Raw genomic sequence first — 26,003 nt, forward strand, 5'->3', positions numbered from 1 at the left:
AACAAAGTCAGGCCTGCCGGCCGTTGCGGCCGGCGAAAGCCTTATTTGGCTGGGGTGATAGCGCCTTTGGGCAGCACCTGAATGATCGCGCTGCGCTGCAGCTGGACTTCGACGCCTGGCGCCAGTTCGAGGGTCAGGTACACGTCGCCCAGCTTGGTCACCTTGCCCAGCAGGCCGCCAGCGGTGGCGACTTCATCGCCCTTGGCCAGCGCCTCAATCATGGCGCGATGCTCTTTCTGCTTTTTCATCTGCGGGCGGATCATGACGAAGTACAGGACTACGAACATCAGCACCAGAGGCAGCATGCCCGTCAGCGAGGACATCATGTCGCCGCCGGCGGCAGCAGCGGGAGCGGTTTGGGCAAAGGCAGAAGAAATGAACACGGCTAACTCCACAACGATTTAAAAGACACACTGGCGCGCGCCATCCGGCACGGACAGCGCACAGAGTTCACGATTGTATGCGGCGGGGCATCCGCAGAAGGGGGTAACTGGCGCGCGCCAGGGGCTTTTCAAGCCGGGTTGCGCGCAAAGGGCCGCTGCAAGCTCCGCAGCAAAGCCGTCCCATGAAGGAAACACCGGACCGGCGGCGAGGCCGGCGCCGGTCCAGGCTTTAAGCCGCTTCCCGCTGAACGGTAGATCCGGGGGTACGAAAGGACTCCATCAACGCGGCCCACTGGGGCCGCGCTGCGGCCAGGTGGCGTGCCTTGACATGGCCATAACCCTTGATCATTTCCGGAATCCGGGCAATTTCCAGCGCCGTGGCGTGGTTTTCGGCCGTCAGGCCTGCCATCACGTCCTGCAGGCTCGCCTTGTATTCCTCAATCAGGGCCCGCTCGGTGCGCCGCTCCTCCGTGCGGCCAAAGACATCCAGCGGCGTGCCGCGCAGACCTTTCAGGCGAGCCAACACCTTGAATGCGCCCAGCATCCAGGGGCCGAACTGCTTCTTCTGCAGCTCGCCCTTGTCGTTTTTGGACGCAATCATGGGCGGCGCCAGGTGGTAATTGAGCTTGAAGTCGCCTTCAAACATGCCGTTGACTTTGTTCAGGAAACCAGTGTCGGTGTGCAGGCGCGCCACTTCATACTCGTCTTTGTAAGCCATTAATTTGAAGAGGTAGCGAGCCACCGCCTCGGTCAGCAGCGTCTTGCCCAGCGGCGCTTCCGCGGCGCGCACCTTCTCGACGAAGGCCTGGTAGGTCTGCGCATAAGCCGCATTCTGGTAGGCCGTCAGGAAGTCAATCCGCTTGGCCAGCATGTCGGCCAGTGCGGGCCGTTTGACGAACTCGATCACCTGGGCTGCCTTGAACAAGGCCTGCACAGCAGCCAGGTCGTGCGCGCAGCGCCGGCCCCACTCAAAAGCTGCCTTGTTGTTGTCGATTTGCACGCCATTGAGTTCAATGGCCCGCATCAACGCAGCATGCGACAGCGGCACCCGGCCTTTTTGCCAGGCAAAGCCGAGCATGAGCGGGTTGGTATAGATCGAGTCACCGACCAATTGCACCGCCACCTGCTCTGCATCGAAGCTACCGAGCAAGTCAGCGCCCACTGCAGCAGTCACGGCCGTCTCGCAATTGCCACCAGGGAACTGCCAGGCAGGGTTGGTCACAAAGGCCGCCGTCGGCGTACCGTGCGAGTTCATGGCTACGTAGGTGCGGCCCGGCTGCATGACGGTGAGCGTGTACTTGCTGGCCGCCACGATCGGGTCGCAGCCAATCACCAGGTCGGCCTTGGCGGTGTCGACCTTGGTCGTGTAAATGGCTTCCGGCCGGTTGGCGATCTGGATGTGGCTCCAGGTGGCGCCGCCTTTTTGCGCCAGGCCGCCCGCATCCTGCGTGACCACACCCTTGCCCTCAATGTGGGCTGCCATGCCCAGCAATTGGCCGATGGTGATGACGCCGGTGCCTCCCACGCCGCCTACCACGATACCCCAGGCGTTTTCCGCCACCGGCAACACGGGCTCGGGAACCACAAACAGGCTGCTGGGTGCGCCTTTCTTGTCTTTTTTTGGCTTCTTCAGCTGCCCGCCTTCGACAGTGACAAAGCTGGGGCAAAAGCCCTTCACGCAGGAGTAATCCTTGTTGCAGGTGTTCTGGTTGATGCGGCGTTTGCGGCCGAACTCGGTTTCCAGCGGCTCCACTGACAGGCAGTTGGACTGCACTGAGCAATCGCCGCAGCCTTCGCAGACAAGCTCGTTGATCACCACGCGCTTTTCAGGGTCCACCAGGGTGCCGCGTTTGCGGCGGCGGCGCTTTTCGGTCGCGCAGGTCTGGTCGTAAATGATCGCGGTCGTGCCCTTGATCTCGCGGAACTCGCGCTGGATGCGGTCCAGCTCGTCGCGGTGGTGCACCGTCACGCCTTCGAGCAGCGGCGCGCCGTCGTATTTCTGCGGCTCATCGGTCACGATGACCAGTTTGGCCACGCCTTCGGCACGCAGGCTTTGCATGATCTGCAGCACCGAATGGCCTTCGGGCCGCTCGCCGACCTGCTGGCCGCCCGTCATGGCGACCGCGTCGTTGTAGAGGATCTTGTAAGTGATGTTCACACCCGAGGCGATGGCCTGGCGGATCGCCAGCAGCCCGCTGTGGAAGTAGGTGCCGTCGCCCAGGTTGGCAAAGATGTGTTCGTCGGTCGTAAAAGCCGCCTGGCCCACCCATGTCACGCCCTCGCCGCCCATCTGGGTGAAGGTGGAGGTGGAGCGGTCCATCCAGGTTGCCATGTAGTGGCAGCCGATGCCGGCCACGGCGCGCGAGCCTTCGGGCACGCGCGTGCTGGTGTTGTGCGGGCAGCCGCTGCAAAACCAGGGCGCGCGCTCGCCGGTGTCGGCTTTGCCGGCGGCCAGGGCGCGCTCGCGCCCTTCGATGACGGCCAGGCGCTCGTCCATGCGGGAGATGATGTCTGCGGGCACGCCCAGTTTCTTCAACCGCTTGGCAATCGCCTTGGCGATGATGGCCGGCGTCAGGTCGGCCTTGGCGCGCAGCAGCCAGTTGTCGCTCGGGTTGGAACGGCCCCATTCGCCGCCCGACTGGTCGCCTTCAGGTTCATCGAACTTGCCCAGCACATTGGGGCGCACATCGGCACGCCAGTTGTAGAGCTCTTCCTTGATCTGGTATTCGATGACCTGGCGTTTTTCCTCGACCACCAGGATTTCCTGCAGGCCTTCGGCGAAGTCGCGCGTGATGGTGGCCTCCAGCGGCCAGACAACGTTGACCTTGTGCAGGCGAATGCCGAGCTGGTGGCAGGTCTCTTCGTCCAGGCCCAGGTCGGCCAGGGCCTGACGCGTGTCGTTGAAGGCCTTGCCGCTGGCGATCAGGCCGAACCGGTCTTTGGGGCCGGCGATGACGTTGTAGTTCAGCTTGTTGGCGCGAATGTACGCGAGCGCCGCGTACCACTTGTAGTCCATCAGCCGCGCTTCCTGCTCCAGCGGCGCGTCGGGCCAGCGGATGTGCAGGCCGCCGGCCGGCATCTCGAAATCTTCGGGAATGATGATCTTCACGCGGTCCGGATCGACCAGGATGGAGCTGGACGACTCGACAACTTCCTGGATGGTTTTCATGCCCGACCAGACGCCGGAAAAGCGGCTCATGGCAAACGCATGCAGCCCCATGTCGAGGATGTCCTGCACATTGGAAGGAAAGAACACCGGCAGGCCGCAGGCCTTGAAGATGTGGTCGCTCTGGTGGGCGGCGGTGGAACTTTTGGAGACATGGTCGTCGCCGGCAATGGCGATCACGCCGCCGTGTTTGGCCGTGCCCGCCATGTTGGCATGCTTGAAGACGTCGGAGCAGCGGTCCACGCCTGGGCCCTTGCCGTACCAGATGCCGAATACGCCGTCGAATTTTTTGCTTTGCGGATACAGGTCGAGTTGCTGCGTGCCCCAGACGGCCGTGGCACCCAGCTCTTCATTGACACCGGGCTGGAACACGATGTTTTGTGCAGCCAGGTGCTTTTTGGCGGCCCACAGGGCCTGGTCATAGCCGCCCAGCGGCGAGCCGCGGTAGCCACTGATAAAACCCGCCGTGTTCAACCCCTCGATCGCATCGCGCGTGCGCTGCAGCATGGGCAGGCGGACCAGCGCCTGGACACCGCTCATGAAAGCGCGGCCGTGGCCTAAAGAATATTTATCGTCAAGCGTGACGGTCTCTAGCGCTTTGCGGATGTGTTCAGGTAGGGGCGCGTTCATGTTCGTGGGTCTCCAGGACTGTTTTTTAGTACCGCCTTGTGGGCAGGCCGGCAGAAGGGTCACCCCCGGATAGGGGGCGCCCTCTAGTTGCATGCAAAGTGTATGCCGCCAGCCGTGATATGTCTTTGCTTTGTTTGCCCGATTTATGGCACTTCCAGAAAGGATATTGCTGTAAAGTGGCAAACATGGAAACATTAGACAAGTTTGACATCGCGATCCTGAATGAGTTGCAACTCGACGCCCGGTTGACGAACACGGAATTGGCCTCCCGTGTGGGCCTGTCGGCCGCGCCCTGCTGGCGGCGGGTGCGGGCGCTGGAAGAATCGGGCTTCATCACCGGCTACCGTGCCGAGATCAACCGCCACAAGATCGGGCTGGGCGTTCTGGCCTTTGTGCGGCTGGACGCTGACCGCAACAGTGGCGACGCAACGCGCCAGCTGGAAGAGGCCATCAAGAAGCTGCCGGAGATCGTCTCTTGCCACTACATCAGCGGCACCGGCACTTTCGAGCTGCAGGTGGTAGCGCAAGACCTGGAGGCTTTCAGCAAGTTTGCGCTGCAAAACCTGATCAACCTGCCCAATGTGAAAGACCTGCACACCAGTTTTTCGCTGGGTGAGGTCAAGGCGAGCAGCGCACTGCCGCTCGGGCACCTGACGCGGGTTACAGTCTAAAATTCAAGTAAATAGTGCTTGCAACCCTTTACTGACGGGCGCAACCAGCTATTGATTTAATAGCACGAAATTCGCTCGCTGTTCACAACAGCCAGCGCATGAAACACCTGCAAGACAACGCTTCAAGGAGCCCCGCATGAAACCATCTTCCAGCCCCACCTCTTTGGTCTTTATGCTTTTTATGGCCCTGGCACCCGCCCTGCAAGCGCAACCCGCTATCAATTCAGGAGCAAGTCCGGAGGCGCTACCCATGCGCAACCTGCAGATCGAAGTGCGGCAGGCCGGCAGCAGCCTGCGCTCCCAGAGTGCCTTGGGCGCGCAGGGCGGTGTTGTGCTGCAACCGGGCCGCTCGGGCCTCAATGCCCAGATCACAGCCCAGGACAGCCAGCGCAGCGATTCACGCGACCTGGTGCAGCGCGTGCTGGTGCTCAATGGCCGCAACGCCAACATCAACCTGGGCAACAGCCAGCCGCTGCGGCTGGTACAGGCGCGCCAGGCCGGCACCGTGTTCATCGAGGCCAACAGCGGCTTTTCAGCCAGGCCCACCTGGTACGGCGGCGACAGCGTGGAGCTGGAACTGGCCGCGGGGCAGGCCAGCCGCACAGGCTCGTCGCCGCAGGCTCCCCTGTCCTCATCGTCCACCAGCACCTCGCTGACCGTTCGCCTCGGGGAATGGGTCACCGTGGCCGAATCGGACGATGCGAGCGCCGGCAGCAGCAGCGGCATCGCCGACAGCCGGCAATCGACCCGTCGGGACGGTATGAGGGTCGAAGTCCGCCTCTCCGTGCGCTAGAAGAAGCCGCCCACAAATCGCGGTGAAGCGGTTTTGGCACGGCAGGTCCGCACAACAACGCAAAGAGGTTTTACAGGGAATCAGTCGCGCACGCAGTGTGCCGTCAGCGGCAGCAGCGGATAACGCAGCACCGCCTCGCGGCCGCTGGCGCCCAGGCCAAACTCGGCGCGCATCCGCGGATTGCTGTACACCGTCTGCTGCGCACCCTGGCCGCCTGCGTCACGAAACAGCAGGTCCGAGCCGCCGGCGCTATCCAGCACGGCGGTGTCGTCCACAAACTTCACCTTGAAGTCAGCGCCGTGTTCGCAGCGGTACTGCGCGGCAGGCGAAGGCCCGCCACCCGCCGCGCAGGCTGCCAGCACAAGCGCTCCGGTCACCCCCACCAAGGCCATCCCGGTTCGGGCCGACAGTTGTTTCATGGAATCTCCTTCAGCTTGCCCAACGTTTTGAGCACTCACTTCGGCCAGAGCACCCAGAGCCGCAGCGGCTGGTTGACACGTGCCGCCAGCAGGCCGGCTTCGGGGCCGGTTCCGGCAAAATAATCGGCCCTGACCGCACCCACAATGGCGCTGCCGGTGTCCTGCGCCAGCACCAGCTTCTGCAGGTTGGCCGCACCGCCACGGGACGCCAGCCACACCGGCGTGCCGTAGGGAATGCTTCCCGGGTCAACTGCAATGGAACGGCCCGGTGTCAGCGCCACGCCCTGCGCACCTTTGGGTCCAAAGGCGGTATCCAGTTCACTCAGCGGCTGCTCCTGGAAAAAAGTGTAGCGCGGGTTGCTCCAGAGCATTTGCTGGGCGCGCTGCGGATTTTTCGCAACCCATGCCTTGGTGGACTCCACCCAGGGCGCCGTCATGCGGCCTTCGCCCTGCTCCAGCAGCCACTGGGTCACGCTGCGAAACGGCTGCTCGTTCGTGCCTGCGTAGGCCACGCGCACGACACGCTGCGAGCCGTCGGCTTCGGTGATGTTCAGCCGGCCCGAGCCTTGTATGTGCAGCGACATCGCCTCAACCGGGTCGGCCAGCCAGGCGATCTCGCGGCCGCGCAGCGCCGCTTTGGCTTCAGCAAGGGTGTCGATTTCCTGCCGGGAGAACCACGGTTTGCGGCTGCCCAGCGATGCGGGAGGACGGTACAGCGGCACCTCGTAACCCGCAACGGGCTGCCGGCTGGCCCTGAGCACAGGCTCGTAGTAACTGGTCAACAGCCCCTCGGTTACGCCTTGCAGGCTCTCCACCCGGTAGGGCTGCAGCCGCCTGACCATCCAGTTGCGTTGCTCATCGGCAGACGCAATGCTGAGGCGCCGGATATCGCCGCATAGCGGCGCAAAACCCGGGCCGGGACGCTCGCAGCTTTTGAGCCAGGCGTTCCAGGCCTCAAACAGCGCGTCTTCCTCGAAGCCGGGCAACTCGGCCCAGCGGACCGCGACCCAGCGGCTTTTCCCCTGCACCATGGGCGCAGGCAATGGGCCGGTATCGCCGGCGCGCACGCCCGGGGCTGTGGGCTCGCCCGCAGGGACGGTCGAAGGCGGCCGGGGCGGGCTTGCGCAGGAAGCAAGCAGCGCCGCAATGGCGATAATTGGGACAAGCCGCATGGAACGCATTGACGGCAGCACAAGCATCGAAGCCTCTTTTGAAATCCAAGGAAATGTCATGGCCCTACTTTTGCTCGAAGCCCTGGGGGCATTGCTGCTGCTGGTGTTCATTGTGTGGTGGACGATGTTTTCGGGCCGTAAAAATGGCGAATTGAAGGAATCGGTCCACTCAGAGACCCCGGCAGAGCCCGAAAAAAAATAAGCCCGGCGCAGCGCTGCAATTACAGGTTACGCAGCAGATTGGCCAGCTCCACCGCCGACTTGACACCCATTTTGTCAAAAACCCGGGCACGGTGGACCTCCACCGTGCGCACGCTGATGTCAAGCTGGTCCGCCACCAGCTTGTTGGGCAACCCACCCACCACCAGCTTCATCACGTCACGCTCACGGTCTGTCAGGCCGTCGAGACGGGCCTGCAGGCCCGTCGACTCGCTGTGCTGCGCCAGGGCCCCGGCGGAATGGTTCAGCGCCTGTTCAATGCGGTCTACCAATGCGTTGTCTGAAAAGGGCTTTTCGCAAAAATCAAAAGCACCGCGCTTGACCGCGTCGACCGCCGTTGGAACGTCCGCATGGCCCGTCAAAAAGATCACCGGCAGCGTGGGCAGCAAGCCGTAAGCAATCAGCTTCTCAAACATGGCCAGACCGCTCAGGCCCGCCATGCGTACATCCAGCAGCACACATGAAGGCGACTTGACCGCGAATTGCTGGGATACGCGCGCATCGAACGCCTCTGCACTGTCGAAGGTTTCGCTCAACAGGCGGCGCGAGCGCAGCAGCCAGGCCAGCGCGTCGCGCACGCTGGCATCGTCGTCGACGATATATACCGTGGCATTTTGAATGGGTTCCATGCTGTGTCCTTCAGGCTGTATCCGCACCTGCATCATGCGGCAGGGCCGCCGGCAAGGTGAAACTGAAAATCGTACCCCGCGGCTGGCCGGGCTCAAACCCCAGGAAGCCGCCGTGCTGCTCAATCACCGTGCGGCACAGGCTCAGGCCCAGCCCCATGCCCTCTTCCTTGGTGGTGAAAAATGGCGTGAAGAGCTGCTCGGCCACTTCACTGGGAATGCCTTCACCGCAATCCGTCACCGAAAATTCCACCCAGCGGCTCTGCGCGTTCGATGCGGCTGGACGGATACGCAGCGTCAGCACTTTCTCCCGCGGGGCCGCCTCCGCCGCCCCGCCTTCATGGGTCACAGCCTGCATGGCCTGCATGCCGTTGCGCGAGAGGTTGAGAAGCACTTGCTCAACCATGGTGCGGTCACACAGCACGGGCGTGCAGGTCTCGTCGACCTCGATCACCACGCGCACGCCGAGCTTGCGTGCCTGAAGGGTCACCAGCGGCATGATGGCGTCCAGCAGGGCGCGAGGCTGCACGGCTTCGCGCACCTGATCGCGGCGCCTCACGAAGTCATGCACGCTCTTGATGACCTTTCCCGCGCGTTCGGCCTGCTCTGCAATGCGGCGCATGGCCAGCTGCAAATCTTCCGACAACGGCGCCACCGCTGAGCTGGCGTTCGCTGCCAGCGGCTTGTCATGGTCCATGCCATCCTGCAGCAGGTTGAGTGAGCCGGTGGCGTAGCTTGAAATGGCGGCCAGCGGCTGGTTGAGTTCGTGGCTGAGCAGCGAGGCCATCTCGCCAACCATCGCCAGCCGTGCGGTGGCCTGCAGGCGGTCCTGGCTGGCACGGGAAAGCTCTTCCACCCGGCGCTGTTCACTGACGTCCAGAATCGCGCTCATCCAGCCGGTGTGCTTGCCCACGGCATTGATCAGCGGGGCCTCCATGATCAGCACCGGGAACCGCGTGCCATCGCGCCGCATGAACACCGACTCGTGGCCCTCCCTGGGCAGGCTGTTACCTGCCAGCCGGATTTCCTGGCGCTGCTGGTACACGCCGGCCAGTTCGGGTGGCCAGTAGGGTGAGGGAAAGCTCTGGTTGAGCAGGTCCTTGGCGTCCACGCCAACCATCTTGCAAAACGCCGGGTTCACGTAAGTGATGCGCCCTTGCAGGTCGCGCGCGCGCAGGCCGGTCAGCACGGAGTCCTCCATGGCCTTGCGAAAAGCCAGGGCCTCGCCGAGGTCATGCTCGACTTTCAGCCTGCGGCGCATATCCCTGGCGAGGAGGTACAGCACGGCAAGCAGCGCCAGTGACATGGCCGTGACCAGCGCGGTGAGCACATTGGGGAAAAGGGCCGGCGTGCCCAGCCGGCTTTCCATCCTGACCACCAGCGTATTGCCGGGCAGGTCCAGCAGCTGTTGCGCAATATAGATACGGCTGCCGCGCGAAGGCACGCCTTGCAGGGCCAGGCGCGTCCCGTCCGCTTCGGTAAAAGACAGACCGATGCCCCGGGCGAGCTGGCGGCCAACCAGTTCCCCCAGAATGTCCTGCAGCGAATAGGTGACCACGCTATACCCCGTGAGTCGCCCCGCCACCACGACGGGCAGGCACATGTCGAGCACTTCCAGGCCCAGGCCATCGCGCTGCGGCATGAAATAACTGATGGAGTAAGCCGCACCGCTCAGGCGCCGGGCCGTGGTGCAGGTCAGGCCCACGTCGGTTTGCAAACTGCCCCGCCCGAGCCGCTCGAACACCGAGGTGCGATAGGGCGTCTCCACAAACCCGAGCACATCGAGCGCTTCGTTGCGCCATTCAAGCCGCATGATTTCACGGCGCTCGCGAAGCAGCTCGGCGGCGGATGAATGCCACGGCTCCGGCGTGCGGTCGCTGGACTGCAGCGCCTGCAAGGTCTGGATATTGCGCGTCAGTCCCGAGCGGATGTCTGTTACGGCTTCCGCTGCGTCATGCTCCAGCCGGCTTTGCACCATGCTGGACTCATAACGTCCCGCCAGCCACACCAGAATGCCCAGCAGCGCCACCAGCAGCGCCACCAGCAGCGCCCACAAGGACCAGCGCTTGCTGGCGCGGCTGACGCCGTTTGCAAACGGAAGCCTCACGCGGCCGGCCTCATAGGAAACGATGGTTCAATGCAGGCAAACGGCTTCGCACACCTTCCGTGTGAGTGCTGGAGATTTCACCCAGAACAACGCCTGCGCCTTCAGCCTGCTGAGCCATCACCTCACCCCAGGGATCCACCAGCATGCTGTGGCCCCAGGTACGGCGGCCGTTTTCATGCGTGCCGCCCTGCGCCGCCGCAATGACATAGGCCTGGTTTTCAATGGCGCGTGCACGCAGCAGCACTTCCCAATGCGCCTGCCCGGTAGTGTAGGTAAACGCGCTGGGCACCAGCAGCACATCGGCCTTCAGCGCGCGGTAAAGCTCCGGGAAACGCAGGTCATAACAAATGCTCATGCCGACAGCGTAGACATGGCCATCGCGGGAAGCCAGATCAAACCGGACGGGCTGCGCGCCAGGCTCCAGCACACGCGTCTCGTCATAGTCTTCCTTTCCCTGCGCAAAGCGAAAAAGATGGATCTTGTCGTACCGCGCGATGCATTGGCCCGTCGGCGCATAGGCCAGCGAACAGTTGCGCGCGCGCGCCGGATCAGACGTGGCCATGGGCAGCGTGCCGCCCACGATCCACAAGCCGAGCTCACGCGCCGACCGGCCCAGGAAGTCCTGTATCAAGCCCGTCCCGGCGCTCTCCTGGACTTTCAGCTTGTCGGTGTCCTTGAAGCCCATGATGCAGAAATACTCCGGCAGCACGGCCAGTTCGGCGCCCTGCGCCGCAGCCTGCTCAAGCAGGCTGCGGGCTGCGGCAAGGTTGTCCTGCACGCGCGTACCTGAGACCATCTGGATGGCAGCTATCTTCATGGTTAACGAACCTCCTGAACAGGCTCTGCTGCAGCCTGTGCCTTGCGATCCACCTTGATGATTTTCGGGTCAGACCAGGTTCCTTCAATGTGGAATTCCTGGGTCGCCGCCTGCATCAAAGGCCGGCGCAGGAACATCTGGGCAAGGAAGCTGCCCAGGCCGATGGCCGGATTGATGACTGTGGCAATCAGGGAAGCCGTACCGGCATTGATTTCCGGCACCACGACCGCCTTGATGTTCTGCGTCTCCTTGGCAATATCGGCACTGCCTTCCATCAGCACGGCCGCATTCACGCCCTTCATCTGCAGGTTGTTGGTATAGGCAACGCCCTGGTTGATATTGATGTCGCCGCGGACAAAGTCAAAGGCAAAGCCTTCGGAAAAAACGTCCCGGAAATCCAGGGTCAGCCGCCTGGGCAAAGACTGCAGGCTCAGCACGCCCAGCAGTTTTGTGATGCCCGGGTCAGCCTTGACAAACTGCCCCGACTCCACATTGACATTGAACTGTCCGCTCATGCTGGGATAGTCCAGGCTGAGAGGTGACCCCATCCACGCGACCTGCCCCTCCAGTTTGCCCTTGCCGCGGCGAATGACCTCACCCATGCCAAAGCGCTTGAGCAGCTCACCCGAGTCGGCGATGTCCAGCTTGAAATTCATCACGGTGCGGCGGCGCTCGGCAACCGCGCGCGCGGCACGCGGCGCATTTGCCGCAACGCTCTGGGCATTGATCGCCACCCAGTTGCCCGTTGCCGTCAGCACCGCCTCGGGAAGGATCACATTGAACTTGTTCAGGCGCCATTCGCGCACGCCCTCGCGGGCCGCGGCAGACGCTCCGCGGTTGACGGCGTCGATCTCGACCCGCCCCAGTTTTTTGCCGCGCAGTTCCAGGTCTTCCACCACGATGTCCAGGGCAGGGATGCTGGCGGGCTGCTCGTTCAGGATCGCTTCCACGTCACTGGCCGTACCTGGGGCCAGACTCAAACGGGAAAGCCGCGCATAGACCCGCCCCGCGCCTATGCCGCCAGGCTGCCGGAATTCGACATATCCATTGAGCTCCGACGCGTCGATATTTGCACGCCATGTCAGGCCTTCACGGGAACCTCCCACCACCACGTTGTTCAGCTTGCGCCCTTCAATCACCAGCTCCTTTGCGCGAATGGCCATGGAGGTCGGCAGATAAGTCAGGGACGCGTTCGCAGCGGCCCGGTTGGTCGCCGCAGTGGCAGCCACCGGTGGAGGTGTCTGGAGCGCGCTGCCGGAAGAAGAATCTGCCAGTATTTTTTGCCAGGCATCGAGGTCCACGTGGGCCAGGTTGATATTGGCCGCCACACCGGCTTCCTGCACGGGCACTGTCTCACCCGGCTCCAGCCCGACGCCGATTCCGCCCCGTATCACACGAGGCTCACTGCCGCTGACGTCGCGCACATACATGATGGACGCCACACGGCCAATGGTTACCGACAGCTGGTCCTCCAGTTTTTGCCCTGGCCCCATGGAGGTCGGCAAAAGCGAATTCTCAAACCGCAGCGGCAATGCCGTTTCTGCGGTCTTGCTCAGGGGCGCGGGCAGGTTGAGCGCCATGCCTTGCAGGCTGCTGGCGACAACCAGCTCAGGCACGCCACGGCGAAAACCCAACGAGGCGGTGTAGGCCGTGCTGCCCGTGGCATTTTGGGCCATGCGCGAAAGCGCGCCGAGCTCCCTGGCCTGGCGCAATCCTTCAGCGGTGACAACGCCTTGCGCCTTGAATGCCACCAGGCTTTCCGGCTCTGCATTGCCGGGCGATCGCGCCTGCACCCGCGTGCCACCGTCAAAACGGATGTCGCCGCCAAGCAGCCGTGCCTGGGCGCCTGTCACGGTGAAACCGCGTTCGCTCACGGTCACAACGCCCTTGAGTTTTGTCAGCGCAGGGGTATCCAGGCCAAATTGCAGGTCATTGCCGGGCAGAGTGACGGTTCCTTCCACCCGGGATTTATCGATCGAGTGGATAGGCAAGTCCAGCCGGAACCGGTATTCGCCCGTTCCGGCCGCAACCGCCTTGGCCAGCACATGATTGGTCATGCCGGCAACCGGGGACTGGTTAACGAACCCCAGCGCATCAGCAAGCGGCCCCTTGAGGTGTGTGTTCACCTCGACAGTGGTGTCATGGGTCAGGTCAGGGATACGTGCATTACCCTTGACCAGCTGCAAACCCGGCAGGCCATTGACCTTGCCGGTGACGTCGTTGACCTCAAGTGCCGCATGGTTAAACACCAGTTCGCCGTTGAGTTCAGTCAAGGCCGGCCACCCCGCCGCTCCGGCTGGCTGTATGGATTTGGGCACATAGGCATAGTGCCCATTCCGCACCTTGGCGGTCACCCGGAAGTCCCCTTGCGCCGGGTTGGTGAAAGGCAATTGCGCCAGCGGCCCCTTGACCTTGAACTTCACGTCGCTGACCTGGCCTTGCACGACCGCGTCACGCACATAGTGGCGCACCCGGTCCGGCAATACCAGCGGCAAGTAACGGTGTACCCGCTCGCCATCACCGCGGCTCAAAACGCCCTGCAGATCCAGCACACCCGGGAATCTGGGGTCTGCTGCATCTGCAGCATGCGGCTTGCTGGAAACCACGTCGTCGGTATGCCATGCGGCTTGCGCTTCTCCCTGCGCGTCGGCATTGGCAAATCGCAGGTTGTTCAGCTGCGCTTCGATTTTCCGGCCCGCAAACTTCCATTGCGTCTCGGCGGAAAGCTGGTCAAACGGCACCAGCGAATCCTCAAACACCCCCGGCAGGTCGAGCGAGCCGTTGAGTATCTTGACGCCGGCCCGTCCACCCGCTTGCGTCAGGTCAAAGTCAATGGTGGCGCCGCTGATTCCCGGCCTGCCGGGCTTGGGATGCGCTGACGCCGGACTGGGCGGCGCGGGCAGGGCAGCAATACTCAGCCCGGCAACGCGTCCCTTTGCGGCATAGGTGGTGGGGGCATCCAGCGGTCCCTGCCAGCGGGCCTCTACGCTTTCGACCAGTCCCTTCGGGGCAAAAGAAGTGATCAGCCCATGGACGGGAGCATCGAGCGGCAGGCGATTGGCAATCTGCGCGAGCGCTGCAAGATCGAGCTTGTCTGCCTTGAGTTCAGTGTGCTGCGCAACGCCGGCCTCGTCCCCCGTATGCACCAGCGCCACATTGCCGCCCGGCCACTGCAGGCCATCGCGGGTGCGAAAGCGCAGGCCTTCGGTATTGAAATCAAACCCATTGGTACGCTGGCCGCCGCCCACACGCCCGGCGACAAAATCAAAGGCCAAAGGCTGCAGCTTGGCACCCAGGCGAGCATCTACATCCTGCAGTGCCACATCGGCCGTGCCGCCGGTCACCCGGCCCTGGGAAATATCTGCCCATGCGCGGAGCGCGCCATTCCCGCGGGTCAGCTCAATGCCCAGTGCGTCCAGATTGAGGTACGGCCTGATGCGGGACGCATCCACCCGGTCGAACCCGGCAAATAGCTGGCCTGTCCAGGCATCAAAATCACCGGCGCTGCTTGATAGCAGCGATTGGCGGAATATGCCCCTGACAGTGAAGCGGTCACCCCATTCTGCAGGGGGTGTGGCATCCAGGCGCATGAGGTGGCGCCGCCGCGTATTGCGCATCACCCAGTCAACCTGCGTCAACGCCAGGGGGGGGGCCGGATTCATTTCATCTGTCCAGCGCACGGTGCCGCCTCGCATGACAAACTCGGTCTGCGAGAAGAACCAGTCGGCAGCGGCGCTCTCGCCGGCCGCCCGGTCCTGCGAAACATCGAGGCCGCCGACATAGATCTTCCCGTCAGCGGTTCGGCGTATGTCCAGCTCGGGCTTGTCGATGTAAAGCTGCTCAAAGCCCAACCCCCAGATCGAAGAGGCGGACAGGGCGCCGAGAATCACCGGCAGCCGCAGGGCCTCGCGCCCTTGGGCGTCGAGCAGGGTCACGTCGCGCAACTCGAACGAAGGAATCATCCCCTGGGAATGTGCGGTGATTCCGCCAATGCGAACAGGCACCCCCAAAGCCTTGCTGGCCTCTATTTCCAGGCGCGGACGAAACTCCCCGATTCGCGGCACAATCCAGCCATGCAGCACGAACCAGGTCAGGCCAAAGAGCACCCAGGCCGTGGCAACAAGCCACAGCAACACGCGCAGGGTAAGAGCAAGCCATCGCAGTCGTTGCGGCGGCGGGGTAGGCAGGCTGGGGATCGTTGGCTCCATTGACATGAGAATTATGACCGCCGGGGCCAGCGTTCGCCCGGCAGTGAACCATGAAGTTTTGTGAAGTAGTGTGATGACCGTCGCCCAAACCGCCTGCCCTGATACCTTATTCGCCGCCGGGCCAGCCGCGTCGGACTATTCACGGTTCGTTCAGCGCATCCGCCGCCGCTACGCCGATCAACTCTTCCTCCTGCCTGCGGGCGCCCCCGTGCGCGCCGCCATGCAGGTCGCGCTGGACGCGCTGCTGGCGCAGGGCATGGCGACAGGCGCGGCGCTTCGGGTGCTTCGCCAGCTGGTCATGGAAAGGCTGGTGGTGCTCGACTGTGACGGCGCCCTCGAAAGCCAGGCCCCACTTGCCGTGGTGACCTGCGCCATGACCGAGCTGGCCGAGCTGGCCCTGGATGTCGCCATGCGCGAGTCGGGCGCTGAACTTGACGGGCTCCATGGCGCACCGCAAGGCCCCGACGGGGAGCGTGCGCGCATGTGGGTCGTGGGCATGGGCAAGCTGGGTGCGCGCGAACTCAACGTTTCCAGCGACATCGACCTCATTTATGTCTACGACCACGACGGCGAAACCCGGGGGCGCAGCGATGGCCGCGGGCAGATATCCAACCACGAGTACTTCGCGCACCAGGTCAAAGCCGTCTTCAGCCTGATTGGTGATGCCACGGAGCATGGTTTTGTGTTTCGGGTGGACCTGGCGCTCCGGCCCAACGGAAGCTCCGGACCGGCGGCCATTTCGCTGAGCGCGCTTGAGGAGTATTTCCAGGCACAGGGTCGTGAATGGGAACGCTTTGCCTGGCTCAAGAGCCGGGTGGTGGCGCCGCTTGAATGCGTGCAGGACGGCTCGGCGCAGGCCCTGCGCGGCTCCGTGCTGCCCTTCGTCTTCAGGCGCTACCTTGACTACAACGTCTTCGATGCGCTGCGCACCTTGCACCGGCAAATCCGCGAGCATGCCGCCAAGCGCTGCGCCGGCCACCCGGAGCGGGCCAACGACGTGAAGATGTCGCGCGGCGGCATTCGCGAAATTGAATTCACCGTGCAATTGCTCCAGGTGGTGCGCGGCGGGCAGTTTCCCGAGCTGCGCACCCGCCCCACGGTCGACGCCTTGCAGCGTGTGGCGCGCGCGGGCCTGATGCTGCAGGAAACCGCCGATGCGCTGGCACGGGCCTATGATTTTCTTCGCCGCGTGGAGCATCGCATCCAGTACCTCGATGACCAGCAGACCCATGTCCTGCCCACGCGTGATGACGACCTGGCGTGGATCGCAGAAACGCTGGGCTACAGCAATTGCTGCCTTTTCCTCAGCGAACTGGACACCCACCGGGAGCTGGTGGCCGGGGAATTCGACAAATTGCTGGGCGGCAAGCCCGACTGCAAAGGCTGCGGAAAAACGGCCAAGGCAGCGCCGCAGCAGCTCGAAGACTTGCTGGAGCAATTGTCGGAACAATGGCCGGAACAGTTTCGCGCGCGCCTGGCGCTGTGGCGCCAGCATCCGCGGGTGCTGGCCTTGCGCGAAGATTCCCGCGCCCGCCTGGCGCGGCTGGTGCAGCGCACCGCCGCCTGGCTGGCGGAAGGCACGGTCACCGAGGAAGCGGCGGTGCGCATCATCGACTGGATAGAGCCGCTCCTGAGGCGGGAGAGCTACCTGGCGCTGCTGCTGGAACGGCCTGCGGTGCATGAGCGCCTGCTGCGCCTGCTGGGGGCCGCCAAATGGCCCGCACGCTACCTGCTGCAGCACCCCGGCGTCATTGATGAACTGGCCAGCGACGAGCTGCTCAGGGAACGCTTTGACGGCACAGCCTTCGCGCGTGACCTGCAACAGCGCCTGGCCGCACTCAGGAGCACCGGCGAGGACGACGAGGAAACCTGCCTGAACCTGCTGCGCCGCGCCCACCATGCGGAAGTGTTCCGCACCCTGGCGCGCGACCTGGAAGATGTACTCACCGTCGAGCAGGTGGCCGATGATCTGACGGCTCTCGCCGAAGCGGTGCTGAGCATCACCACCGACTGGTGCTGGCAGCGCCTGAAGAACCGGCACCGTGAAACACCGCAGTTCGCCATCATTGCCTACGGCAAGCTGGGCGGCAAAGAACTGGGTTACGGCAGCGATCTCGACATCGTGTTCGTCTATGAGGACGACGACGAGCGGGCCCCCGAAGTCTATGCGGCATTTGTGCGCAAGCTGATCAACTGGTTGACCATCAAGACCGGCGAAGGCGACCTGTTTGAAATCGATACCGCTTTGCGCCCCAACGGCAATTCAGGCTTGCTGGTCACCAGTTTTGAGGCCTATACCCGCTACCAGCAGCAGCGCGGCAGCAATACCGCCTGGACCTGGGAACACCAGGCCATGACACGTGCGCGCTTCGTGTTGGGTGACGAGTCGCTGCGCCTGCGGTTTGACGAAGTCCGGCAGACCGTTATCACCGCCCCGCGCGACATCGTTGCGCTGCGCAACGAAATTGTGGCCATGCGCGAAAAGGTTCGCGACGCCCATCCGGTCAAAAGCCTCCACGCAACGCCAAGCCCCACAGGCGGATCCGTCTCAGGCCCGCCTCCGCTCAAGGCTGAAAAATTTGACGTCAAGCACAGTGCGGGCGGCATGGTGGACGCTGAGTTCGCCGTGCAGTTCCTGGTGCTTTCCCAATCAGCCCGGCACCCGGAACTGAGGGACAACGTCGGCAACATCTCGCTCCTGCAACGCGCAGAAACGGCCGGCCTGCTGCCGACCGGCGTCGGCCAGCGGGCGGCAAGCGCCTACCGCGAACTGCGGCGTGTGCAGCACCGCGCACGCCTCAACGAAGAACCCACCCAGGTCAACCCGCCTGCGCTTGAGGCAGAGCGCGGCGCGATCCAGCAACTGTGGGTCGCCACCTTCAAATCAAACAATTGATTTAATTCAATCGACTGTTTGATTAATGTGCTCTAATCCGGGCACATGACACCCGACCTGCCCTCTCAAACACCTTCGCGCTCAGCCAAGCCTGAAGGCGAAAGCCGAAAACAGCGCTCCGACGGCGCGCACGCCAGGGCGCACCTGTTGCTCGCGGCACTCAGGCTGTTTTCCGAAAAAGGATTTGCCAAAACCTCGATTCGCGATATCGCCCATGCTGCAGGGGCCAACGTGGCGGCGATCAGCTATTACTTTGGCGACAAGGCCGGCTTGTACCGGGCCGTTTTCACCGAACCGATGGGCAGCGCGCGCGATGACATTGCGCTGTACAACCAGCCCCATTTCACCTTGCGGCAGTCCCTTGAAGGCTTTTTTTCGAGCTTCCTCGAACCTTTGCGCCAGGGTGAACTGGTGCAGTTGTGCATGAAGCTCCACTTTCGCGAGATGCTGGAACCCACAGGCCTGTGGGCCGAAGAAATCGACCAGGGCATCAAGCCGGCGCATACCGCGCTGGTTATTGTGCTGTGCCGCCATTTAGACGTCACAAAAGCCGACGACGAGGTGCACAGGCTGGCGTTTTCCATCACCGGTCTGGCACTTCAGATGTTCCTCAGCCGCGAGGTCGTGGAAGCGATCCGGCCCCAGCTGTTCGGAACACCTGAAGCCCTGGAGCAGTGGGCTGTCAGCCTGGTGGCGTATGCCGAAGCCATGGTGGGCGTCGAAATGGCACGCCGAAATCACCTTTCCGATTACCCCGTGGCCGCCACGCCGCGATTGAAAACAGCACACCATGAAAAAAACTGACTCCGGACGCGAACGCTTGCGCTTGCTGACAGCGGCGCCGCTGTTCGGCGCATGCGCGCTGTTGCTGGGCGGCTGCGCTTCCGACAATCCGCACACGCCACCTTCTGTCTCGATTCCCGCGCATTGGCAAACACCCTTGCCGGCGGCGGGCACCACAGCCGCATTGCCCCACGGCGGCAGCCTGAAAGGGCTGTCGCAATGGTGGCAGCAGCAAAATGATCCCTTGCTGGTGGAACTGATCATGGCGGCGGAATCGGTCAGTCCGACTGTTTCCACCGCGCGCTCCAACATCGAACAGGCGCGGGCTTCACGCGTGGCCTCGGGCGCGGCCATGCTGCCCACACTCGATGGCACCGCCAGCGTCAGCCGCGGACGCTCGGCGCCCGTGAACCGTGCAGCGCCACCTATTTCCACAACCGCCCAGGCGGGTTTGCAGACCTCCTGGGAAATCGATCTCTTCGGTCAGTACGCCGCGAGCCGGGATGCCGATCAGCAGCGGCTGGAAGGCTCCCAGGCGCTGTGGCATTCGGCACGCGTATCGGTCGCCGCCGAGGTCGCCACCCAGTACTACAGCCTGCGCGCTTGCGAAAAGCTGCTCGAGGTAGCGCGCTCCGATGCCACATCCCGGGGTGAAACTGCGCGTTTGGCGGAACTCAGCACCAAGGCAGGTTTTCAGGCGCCCGCCACCGCGGCATTGGCCAGGGCCAGCGCGGCCGAAGGCAACAGCAACGCCATCCAGCAGCGCGCACTGTGCGACCTGGATGTCAAGGCACTGGTGGCCCTGACTGCCATCGATGAACCCGCACTGCGGCAAAAACTGGCCAGCACACCGGTCGACCTGACACTGGAATCGGTAGCGCCTGTCATCAGCGTGCCGGCGGAAGTGCTGGCCCAGCGGCCCGATATCTTCAATGCGGCACGCGAAGTGGACGCCGCCCACCTGGAAGTCGGCAGTGCACGCGCGCAGCGCTTTCCAAGGCTCAACCTGAGCGGCTCGGTTGCGGCCAACAAGTCATACACGGCCAGCACCACGCAACGCTTTGACACCTGGACCGTCGGGCCACTGCAGCTGACCATCCCGATCTTTGACGGCGGCGCCAGTGAGGCCAATGTAGAAGCCGCCAAGGCGCGCTACGAGGACGCCGCCGCCCAATACCGCGGCAGCGTGCGAAAGGCCGTGCGGGAAGTCGAGGAAGCGCTGGTCAATCTGCAAAGCACGGCCGAGCGCAGCCAGGATGCATTGGTCGCCACACAAGGCTACCGCGCGTCATTCGTCGGCACCGAAGCCCGTTACAAGAGCGGGCTGGCGAGCCTGGTCGAACTTGAAGACGCCCGTCGCACCCTGCTGGCCGCACAAAGCGCCCTGGTCACGCTGCAACGTGACCGGCGCAGCGCCTGGGTTGCGCTGTACCGGGCGCTCGGCGGCGGCTGGACCACCGCCGAACCCCCTGTGCCGCCGCTGGTCTCCGATGTGCCGGCACCTTTCACCCCTGCTGCCCTCACTGCCCCCTGAGGCGCGGTTTGCCGACCCTGCCACACCTATTGACAGATCCTTTGAACACCATGCCAAACTTCAAACTAAAACCCGTCGCTCTCGCTGTGATCGCCGGTGCCGTGCTCGTTGCCGGGGCCGCAGCTTTTTTCCTTCTGAAGGCCAACGCAAAAGAAGACAAGGCAGTCACCGCAAAGCCGGCACTGACTGTCGCCACCGCGCTGCCGTCTCAAGTGACCTTGCCGGTGAAACTCAGCGCCAACGGCAATATCACCGCCTGGCAGGAGGCCGTGATCGGCTCCGAATCGAACGGCTTGCGGCTGGTGCAGGTGCAGGCCAATGTGGGCGACCAGGTCAAGGCCGGGCAAGTGCTGGCGGTGTTCTCGGGCGACAGCGTGCAGGCGGACACGGCCCAAGCCAGAGCCAGCCTGATCGAGGCCCAGGCCAACGCGGCCGATGCGGCGGACAACGCCGCGCGTGCGCGCACGCTGGCGAGTTCGGGCGCTTTAAGCGAGCAGCAGATCAACCAGTACAACACCGCCGAGCAAACCGCCAAGGCACGTGTCGAGGCAGCCAGGGCACTCCTTGAGGTGCAGCAGGTACGCGGTAAAAACACGCAGGTGCTGGCGCCCGACAACGGCGTGATCTCCGCACGCACCGCAACGGTAGGCTCGGTGGTGCCGGCAGGCACCGAGCTGTTCCGCCTGATCCGGGGCGGCCGCCTCGAATGGCGCGCGGAAGTCACCTCGGCTGAGCTGGGCAGGATCAAGGCCGGCACGGTTGCCAGCGTGGTGGCGGCCAGCGGCGCCGAACTCAAGGGCCGGGTGCGCATGATCGCTCCGAGCGTGGACCCGCAGACCCGCGCGGCGCTGGTCTATGTGGACCTTCCGGTTTCGGCAGGCATGGCCTCTCCGGCCAAGGCCGGCATGTTTGCCCGCGGCGAATTCGATCTGGGCAGCACCTCCGCGCTGACCATCCCGCAACCTGCGCTGGTCGTGCGCGACGGGTTCAACTATGTCTTTCGCCTCAACCCGGACAACCGCATCAGCCAGCTCAAGGTGCAGACCGGCCGGCTCGCCGGCGACCGGGTCGAAATTACCTCCGGTCTCACTGCCGATACACGGGTGATCGTCAGCGGGGCGGGGTTCCTCAATGACGGCGACCTGGTCCGGGTCAGCGACGCCACCCCTGGAATTACGGTAAATCCAGCCGTAGCGCCCGCCAGTCGTGCGCAAGCAGCTATCAAATAAGGAGCGACTCGATGAACGTCTCCTCCTGGTCAATCAAGAACCCGATACCCGCCGTCATGCTGTTTGTGCTGCTGACATTCGCCGGCATGCTGTCGTTCAAGGCGATGAAGGTGCAGAACTTTCCCGACATCGACCTGCCGACCGTGACGGTTGCGGCATCGCTGCCGGGCGCCGCCCCCGCCCAGCTCGAGACGGAAGTGGCCCGCAAGCTTGAAAATTCCATTGCCACCGTGCAGGGCCTCAAGCACATCTACACCAAGGTGCAGGACGGCGGCGTGACCGTGACCGCCGAATTCCGGCTGGAAAAGCCGGTACAGGAAGCCGTGGACGATGTGCGCGCGGCCGTGTCGAAAGTGCGCAGCGAATTGCCCGGCGACGTGCGCGATCCGGTGGTCAGCAAGATGGACCTGGCCAGCCAGCCGGTGCTGGCTTTCACCATCCGCTCACCGCGCATGGACGAGGAGGCGCTGTCGTGGTTTGTCGACAACGACATCTCGCGCAAGCTGCTGGCGGTGCGCGGCGTCGGTGCGGTGAACCGCGTGGGCGGCGTCTCACGCGAAGTCCGCATCGCGCTGGATCCCTCCAAGCTGCAGGCCCTGGGCGCGACAGCTTCCGACATTTCCCGCCAGTTGCGGCAGGTGCAAACCGAAAGCGCAGGTGGGCGCGCCGACCTGGGCGGCAGCGAACAACCCATGCGCACGCTGGCGACGGTCAAGTCCGCGCAGGAGCTGGCCCAGCTTGAGCTGGCGCTCAGCGACGGACGGCGTATCCGCCTCAGCGAGGTCGCCACCGTGAGCGACACGACCGCCGAACCGCGCGCCGCCGCGCTGCTCGACGGCAAGCCTGTCGTTGGCTTTGAGGTGTCCCGCAGCCGGGGCGAAAGCGAAGTGGCGGTCGGCGCGGCCGTGCAGGCGGCGCTGGCCGAACTGAAGCAGCAGTACCCTGAAGTGGAAGTCCACGAAGCCTTCAATTTCGTCACGCCAGTGCAGGAGGAATATGACGGCTCCATGCACCTGCTGTACGAAGGCGGCATTCTGGCGGTGCTGGTGGTGTGGCTGTTCCTGCGGGACTGGCGCGCCACCTTTGTGTCAGCCGTTGCGTTGCCGCTGTCGGTGATCCCGGCTTTCATCGGCATGCACCTGCTCGGCTTTTCGATCAACGTCATCACCCTGCTCGCGCTGTCGCTGGTGATCGGTATCCTGGTCGACGATGCCATTGTGGAGGTCGAAAACATCGTGCGGCACCTGCGCATGGGCAAGTCGCCGTACGAAGCCGCCATGGAGGCGGCCGACGAAATCGGCCTGGCCGTGGTGGCCACCACGTTCACGCTGATCGCCGTGTTCCTGCCCACCGCCTTCATGAGCGGCGTAGCGGGAAAATTCTTCAAGCAGTTCGGCTGGACGGCCTCGCTGGCGGTGTTTGCCTCACTGGTGGTGGCACGCGTGCTGACCCCCATGATGGCAGCCTACATCCTCAAGCCCATGGTAGGAGCCCATTCCGACCCAAAGTGGATGAACACCTATATGCGCGCAGCGGCCTGGTGCATGAAACACCGGGTAGTGACCATGGCGGCGGCTACGGTCTTTTTCTTCGGTTCGGTCATGCTGATCCCGTTGCTGCCGACCGGCTTCATCCCGCCCGATGACAATTCGCAAACCCAGGTTTATCTCGAGCTTCCCCCGGGCGCTTCGCTGGCGCAGACCAAGGCCTCGGCTGAACATGCGCGCCTGCTGATCAGCAAGGTAAAGCACGTCAAGAGCGTGTACACCACCATCGGTGGCGGCTCAGCTGGTACAGACCCGTTTGCCATGCAGGGGGCGGCAGAAACCCGCAAAGCCACGCTCACGGTGCTGCTGGACGAGCGCAGCGAACGGCCGCGCAAGCAGGGCATTGAAAGCAAGATGCGGACAGCGCTGGAAACCCTTCCGGGCGTGCGCAGCAAGGTGGGGCTGGGCGGCTCGGGAGAGGCCTACATCCTCATGCTGACCGCCGAAGACTCCAATGCCCTGCAAACTGCGGCGCTCGCGATTGAAAAAGACCTGCGAACCATTCCCGGCCTGGGCAATATCTCGTCCAGCGCCAGCCTGGTGCGCCCCGAGATTGCCATCAAGCCGGATTTCGCCCGGGCAGCAGACCTGGGTGTCACCAGTTCAGCCATGGGTGAAACCCTGCGCATCGCCACGGTAGGCGACTACGAAGAGTCGCTTCCCAAGCTCAACCTTTCGCAGCGACAGGTGCCTATCGTCGTCAAGCTGGACGAAGCAGCACGCAAGGACCTCAGCGTGCTGGAGCGCCTCGCGGTTCCAAGCGTCAAGCCGGGTGTCGGGCCCGTCATGCTGGGTCAGGTGGCGAGCCTGGAAATCACAGCCGGCCCGGCCGTGATTGACCGCTACGACCGTTCCCGAAATGTCAAGTTCGAGATCGAGCTGTCGGGCCGGGCGCTGGGGGACATCACCGAAGCCGTGAAACTGCTGCCGTCCGTCAAGAACCTGCCGGCCGGCGTCAAGGTGGTGGAGGTCGGCGATGCCGAGGTCATGGGCGAGCTGTTTGCCAGCTTCGGCCTGGCCATGCTGACAGGCGTGCTCTGCATTTACATCGTGCTGGTGCTGCTGTTCAAGGATTTCCTGCACCCGGTGACCATTCTTGCCGCTCTACCCCTTTCCCTGGGCGGCGCCTTTGTCGGCCTGCTGATCGCGCAGAAGAGTTTTTCCATGCCCTCGCTGATCGGGCTGATCATGCTGATGGGGATCGCGACCAAGAATTCCATCCTGCTGGTGGAATACGCCATCGTCGCGCGGCGCGACCACAACCTGTCGCGCTGGGACGCCCTGCTGGACGCCTGCCACAAGCGGGCGCGGCCCATCATCATGACCACGCTGGCCATGGGGGCGGGCATGATGCCGATTGCCCTGGGCTTCGGCGCGGCCGACTCCAGCTTTCGCTCACCGATGTCGATCGCGGTGATCGGCGGCCTGATCACCTCCACCGTGCTCAGCCTGCTGGTGGTGCCTGCCGTGTTTACCTATATCGACGACCTGGAGCGGCTGATCAAGCGCATGGCGGCAAGATTGCGCGGCCACGGCAGTGAAAAGCCTGAAAACGGCCAGCCCGCCGCTGAATCAGGCGCCCCATAAGCTGCAAAGTAATGCACATACAGCCGCGTACCGCTTTGTAAAAGGCGGATCAGACGTGTAATTTTGCTGATTTGGACAGGTCCGTCCGAGTGAATTAGGGCTGACCGTCCAATACCCCTCGCTTATACTTGCAGGTTCAGCTTTACATTTCTTAACATGTCAAAACGCGTACTGCTTTCGGGCGCAACAGGCCTGATTGGCGGCGAATTAATGCTTCTTTTGGCTGCGCGCGGCGTTTACAGCACTGCTGTGGTGCGCGCTGCCGATTCGAACCAGGCCCGTGACCGTCTGCTGGATCGCCTGAAAAAGAGCATCCTCTGGAAGCCCGAATTTGCCGACATGGTGTCTGCCGAGGCCGGCGATGTGGTCGAGCCCGGTTTTGGCCTCAGCGCGGCAGTTCTCCAATCGGCCGATGTCATCCTGCATTCGGCGGCCAGTACCTCGTTCAAGCCCGGTGCCGGGGTTTATCCCATCAATCTCAGGGCCGCCGAGCATTTTTCCGGCATCCTGAAAGACCTGCGGCCCTCACAACGCGGTTTTTTTGTCGGGACGGCGGCAGTGACCACCGAGCCGCGCGGCGTCATTACCGAAGACATGCCGTTTGCCGGCTATGCCAACGACTACATCCGCTCCAAACGCGATGCCGAAACACTGCTGCGCGGCAAAGGCCATCCTTTTGTAAGTTTGCGCCCGGGCATTGTGCTGTCGCGCGGGATTGACGACGCCAAACTGGCCCGCAACATGTTGTGGTCCATCCCGGTCATGGCCGAACTCGGTGATGTGCCGCTGGATTCCCTGGGCAAACTCGATTTCGCGCCGGTGGATTTCATCGCGGGCGCCTTTGCCGAAATGCTGCTCAAGGACGAGCTCCGGCACGATTGCTACCACGTGTCCACGGGCGAAGACTCCATGACCTTCGCAGCGCTGGCCGAAGAATTGAAAGCCAGCATGCCCGGCATCGGCAAGATGGTGATGCGCGGCAGGGATTTCGTGCCCACGCCGAAGTTTGCCCGCCAACGCTGGATGTTTGAAGCATTGCAGCCGTATTTGCCTTTCCTTACGGCAGATGCGGTGTTCAGCAATGCGCGCCTGCGGGCGGAAATTGGCGCGGCAGCTGTCGCGCCTGCGCCCATTAGTTATCTGGGTGAATTGTTGGGGACCTTCAGCCTGTCGGACGCCGTCAGGCAGATGTACACGCCCTGAGGTACGAAAACAA

At 63.5% G+C, this 26,003-nt stretch carries 17 protein-coding genes; 9 read left to right on the forward strand and 8 right to left on the reverse strand.

Features of this window, described 5'->3' with window-relative positions:
• Positions 1 to 41: 41 nt before the first annotated feature.
• Both yajC and ACXJKE_RS20485 read right to left on the reverse strand, forming a co-directional pair.
• Complete coding sequence (gene yajC, locus ACXJKE_RS20480; RefSeq protein ID WP_457282417.1) at positions 42 to 383, reverse strand: preprotein translocase subunit YajC; 342 nt, start codon at positions 381 to 383, stop codon at positions 42 to 44.
• 229 nt (positions 384 to 612) lie between these two features.
• A complete protein-coding gene (locus ACXJKE_RS20485; protein ID WP_457282418.1) occupies positions 613 to 4,179 on the reverse strand; it encodes an indolepyruvate ferredoxin oxidoreductase family protein in 3,567 nt (1,188 codons plus the stop codon).
• Positions 4,180 to 4,364: 185 nt separating this feature from the next.
• On the opposite strand from ACXJKE_RS20485, the gene ACXJKE_RS20490 reads away from it, so the two are divergent.
• Together ACXJKE_RS20490 and ACXJKE_RS20495 are read left to right on the forward strand one after the other, a co-directional pair.
• Positions 4,365 to 4,850, forward strand: a complete 486-nt coding sequence (locus ACXJKE_RS20490) for an Lrp/AsnC family transcriptional regulator (protein WP_457282419.1) — start codon at positions 4,365 to 4,367, stop codon at positions 4,848 to 4,850.
• 136 nt (positions 4,851 to 4,986) lie between these two features.
• Entirely contained in the window at positions 4,987 to 5,643 is a 657-nt protein-coding gene (locus ACXJKE_RS20495) for a hypothetical protein (RefSeq protein WP_457282420.1), read from the forward strand.
• Positions 5,644 to 5,723: 80 nt separating this feature from the next.
• On the opposite strand, the gene ACXJKE_RS20500 is transcribed toward ACXJKE_RS20495, so the two are convergent.
• Positions 5,724 to 6,062 carry a hypothetical protein gene (locus ACXJKE_RS20500; protein ID WP_457282421.1) on the reverse strand — a complete coding sequence of 113 codons (339 nt, stop codon included), beginning with the start codon at positions 6,060 to 6,062 and terminating at the stop codon, positions 5,724 to 5,726.
• A gap of 35 nt (positions 6,063 to 6,097) precedes the next feature.
• Entirely contained in the window at positions 6,098 to 7,243 is a 1,146-nt protein-coding gene (gene mltA, locus ACXJKE_RS20505; RefSeq protein WP_457282422.1) for a murein transglycosylase A, read from the reverse strand.
• On the opposite strand from mltA, the gene ACXJKE_RS20510 reads away from it, so the two are divergent.
• A complete protein-coding gene (locus ACXJKE_RS20510) occupies positions 7,233 to 7,436 on the forward strand; it encodes a hypothetical protein (protein ID WP_457282423.1) in 204 nt (67 codons plus the stop codon). The genes mltA and ACXJKE_RS20510 overlap by 11 nt on opposite strands.
• A 19-nt stretch (positions 7,437 to 7,455) precedes the next feature.
• Here the strand turns inward: ACXJKE_RS20510 and ACXJKE_RS20515 are convergent, their stop codons facing one another.
• From ACXJKE_RS20515 to ACXJKE_RS20530, 4 genes are read right to left on the reverse strand one after another with little or no spacing between them, the layout of a single operon-like run.
• The gene (locus ACXJKE_RS20515) at positions 7,456 to 8,082 is read right to left on the reverse strand and encodes a response regulator transcription factor (RefSeq protein WP_457282424.1); all 627 of its coding nucleotides are present in this window, start codon (positions 8,080 to 8,082) and stop codon (positions 7,456 to 7,458) included.
• A 10-nt stretch (positions 8,083 to 8,092) separates the two neighbouring features.
• Positions 8,093 to 10,186, reverse strand: a complete 2,094-nt coding sequence (locus tag ACXJKE_RS20520) for a two-component system sensor histidine kinase NtrB (RefSeq protein WP_457282425.1) — start codon at positions 10,184 to 10,186, stop codon at positions 8,093 to 8,095.
• A 10-nt stretch (positions 10,187 to 10,196) separates the two neighbouring features.
• On the reverse strand, positions 10,197 to 11,003 hold the full coding sequence (locus ACXJKE_RS20525; RefSeq protein WP_457282426.1) for a carbon-nitrogen hydrolase family protein: 807 nt from the start codon (positions 11,001 to 11,003) through the stop codon (positions 10,197 to 10,199).
• A gap of 2 nt (positions 11,004 to 11,005) precedes the next feature.
• Positions 11,006 to 15,211 (reverse strand): YhdP family protein, encoded by a 4,206-nt coding sequence (locus ACXJKE_RS20530; RefSeq protein WP_457282427.1) that lies wholly within the window; start codon positions 15,209 to 15,211, stop codon positions 11,006 to 11,008.
• Positions 15,212 to 15,284: 73 nt separating this feature from the next.
• Between ACXJKE_RS20530 and glnE the strand changes: the two genes are divergently transcribed.
• From glnE to ACXJKE_RS20560, 6 genes are all read left to right on the forward strand, one after another.
• A complete protein-coding gene (glnE, locus tag ACXJKE_RS20535) occupies positions 15,285 to 18,107 on the forward strand; it encodes a bifunctional [glutamate--ammonia ligase]-adenylyl-L-tyrosine phosphorylase/[glutamate--ammonia-ligase] adenylyltransferase (protein ID WP_457282428.1) in 2,823 nt (940 codons plus the stop codon).
• Between the two features lie 45 nt (positions 18,108 to 18,152).
• Positions 18,153 to 18,911 (forward strand): CerR family C-terminal domain-containing protein, encoded by a 759-nt coding sequence (locus ACXJKE_RS20540; protein ID WP_457282429.1) that lies wholly within the window; start codon positions 18,153 to 18,155, stop codon positions 18,909 to 18,911.
• Positions 18,898 to 20,424, forward strand: a complete 1,527-nt coding sequence (locus tag ACXJKE_RS20545; protein WP_457282430.1) for an efflux transporter outer membrane subunit — start codon at positions 18,898 to 18,900, stop codon at positions 20,422 to 20,424. Before ACXJKE_RS20540 ends, ACXJKE_RS20545 begins: the two co-directional genes overlap by 14 nt.
• A gap of 50 nt (positions 20,425 to 20,474) precedes the next feature.
• On the forward strand, positions 20,475 to 21,653 hold the full coding sequence (locus ACXJKE_RS20550; RefSeq protein WP_457282431.1) for an efflux RND transporter periplasmic adaptor subunit: 1,179 nt from the start codon (positions 20,475 to 20,477) through the stop codon (positions 21,651 to 21,653).
• An 11-nt stretch (positions 21,654 to 21,664) separates the two neighbouring features.
• Positions 21,665 to 24,787 carry an efflux RND transporter permease subunit gene (locus ACXJKE_RS20555; protein ID WP_457282432.1) on the forward strand — a complete coding sequence of 1,041 codons (3,123 nt, stop codon included), beginning with the start codon at positions 21,665 to 21,667 and terminating at the stop codon, positions 24,785 to 24,787.
• 156 nt (positions 24,788 to 24,943) lie between these two features.
• A complete protein-coding gene (locus ACXJKE_RS20560; RefSeq protein ID WP_457282433.1) occupies positions 24,944 to 25,990 on the forward strand; it encodes an SDR family oxidoreductase in 1,047 nt (348 codons plus the stop codon).
• Positions 25,991 to 26,003: the final 13 nt, after the last annotated feature.

This window comes from Polaromonas sp. P5_D5, from assembly GCF_054049435.1.

Bases quoted from the DNA above. Each gene is read 5' to 3' on its own strand.
- ACXJKE_RS20485 (WP_457282418.1), bottom strand. From the start codon at position 4,179: ATGAACGCGCCCCTACCTGAACACATCCGCAAAGCGCTAGAGACCGTC.
- ACXJKE_RS20490 (WP_457282419.1), top strand. From the start codon at position 4,365: ATGGAAACATTAGACAAGTTTGACATCGCGATCCTGAATGAGTTGCAA.
- ACXJKE_RS20495 (WP_457282420.1), top strand. From the start codon at position 4,987: ATGAAACCATCTTCCAGCCCCACCTCTTTGGTCTTTATGCTTTTTATG.
- ACXJKE_RS20500 (WP_457282421.1), bottom strand. From the start codon at position 6,062: ATGAAACAACTGTCGGCCCGAACCGGGATGGCCTTGGTGGGGGTGACC.
- ACXJKE_RS20510 (WP_457282423.1), top strand. From the start codon at position 7,233: ATGGAACGCATTGACGGCAGCACAAGCATCGAAGCCTCTTTTGAAATC.
- mltA (WP_457282422.1), bottom strand. From the start codon at position 7,243: ATGCGTTCCATGCGGCTTGTCCCAATTATCGCCATTGCGGCGCTGCTT.
- ACXJKE_RS20515 (WP_457282424.1), bottom strand. From the start codon at position 8,082: ATGGAACCCATTCAAAATGCCACGGTATATATCGTCGACGACGATGCC.
- ACXJKE_RS20525 (WP_457282426.1), bottom strand. From the start codon at position 11,003: ATGAAGATAGCTGCCATCCAGATGGTCTCAGGTACGCGCGTGCAGGAC.
- ACXJKE_RS20530 (WP_457282427.1), bottom strand. From the start codon at position 15,211: ATGGAGCCAACGATCCCCAGCCTGCCTACCCCGCCGCCGCAACGACTG.
- glnE (WP_457282428.1), top strand. From the start codon at position 15,285: ATGACCGTCGCCCAAACCGCCTGCCCTGATACCTTATTCGCCGCCGGG.
- ACXJKE_RS20540 (WP_457282429.1), top strand. From the start codon at position 18,153: ATGACACCCGACCTGCCCTCTCAAACACCTTCGCGCTCAGCCAAGCCT.
- ACXJKE_RS20545 (WP_457282430.1), top strand. From the start codon at position 18,898: ATGAAAAAAACTGACTCCGGACGCGAACGCTTGCGCTTGCTGACAGCG.
- ACXJKE_RS20550 (WP_457282431.1), top strand. From the start codon at position 20,475: ATGCCAAACTTCAAACTAAAACCCGTCGCTCTCGCTGTGATCGCCGGT.
- ACXJKE_RS20555 (WP_457282432.1), top strand. From the start codon at position 21,665: ATGAACGTCTCCTCCTGGTCAATCAAGAACCCGATACCCGCCGTCATG.
- ACXJKE_RS20560 (WP_457282433.1), top strand. From the start codon at position 24,944: ATGTCAAAACGCGTACTGCTTTCGGGCGCAACAGGCCTGATTGGCGGC.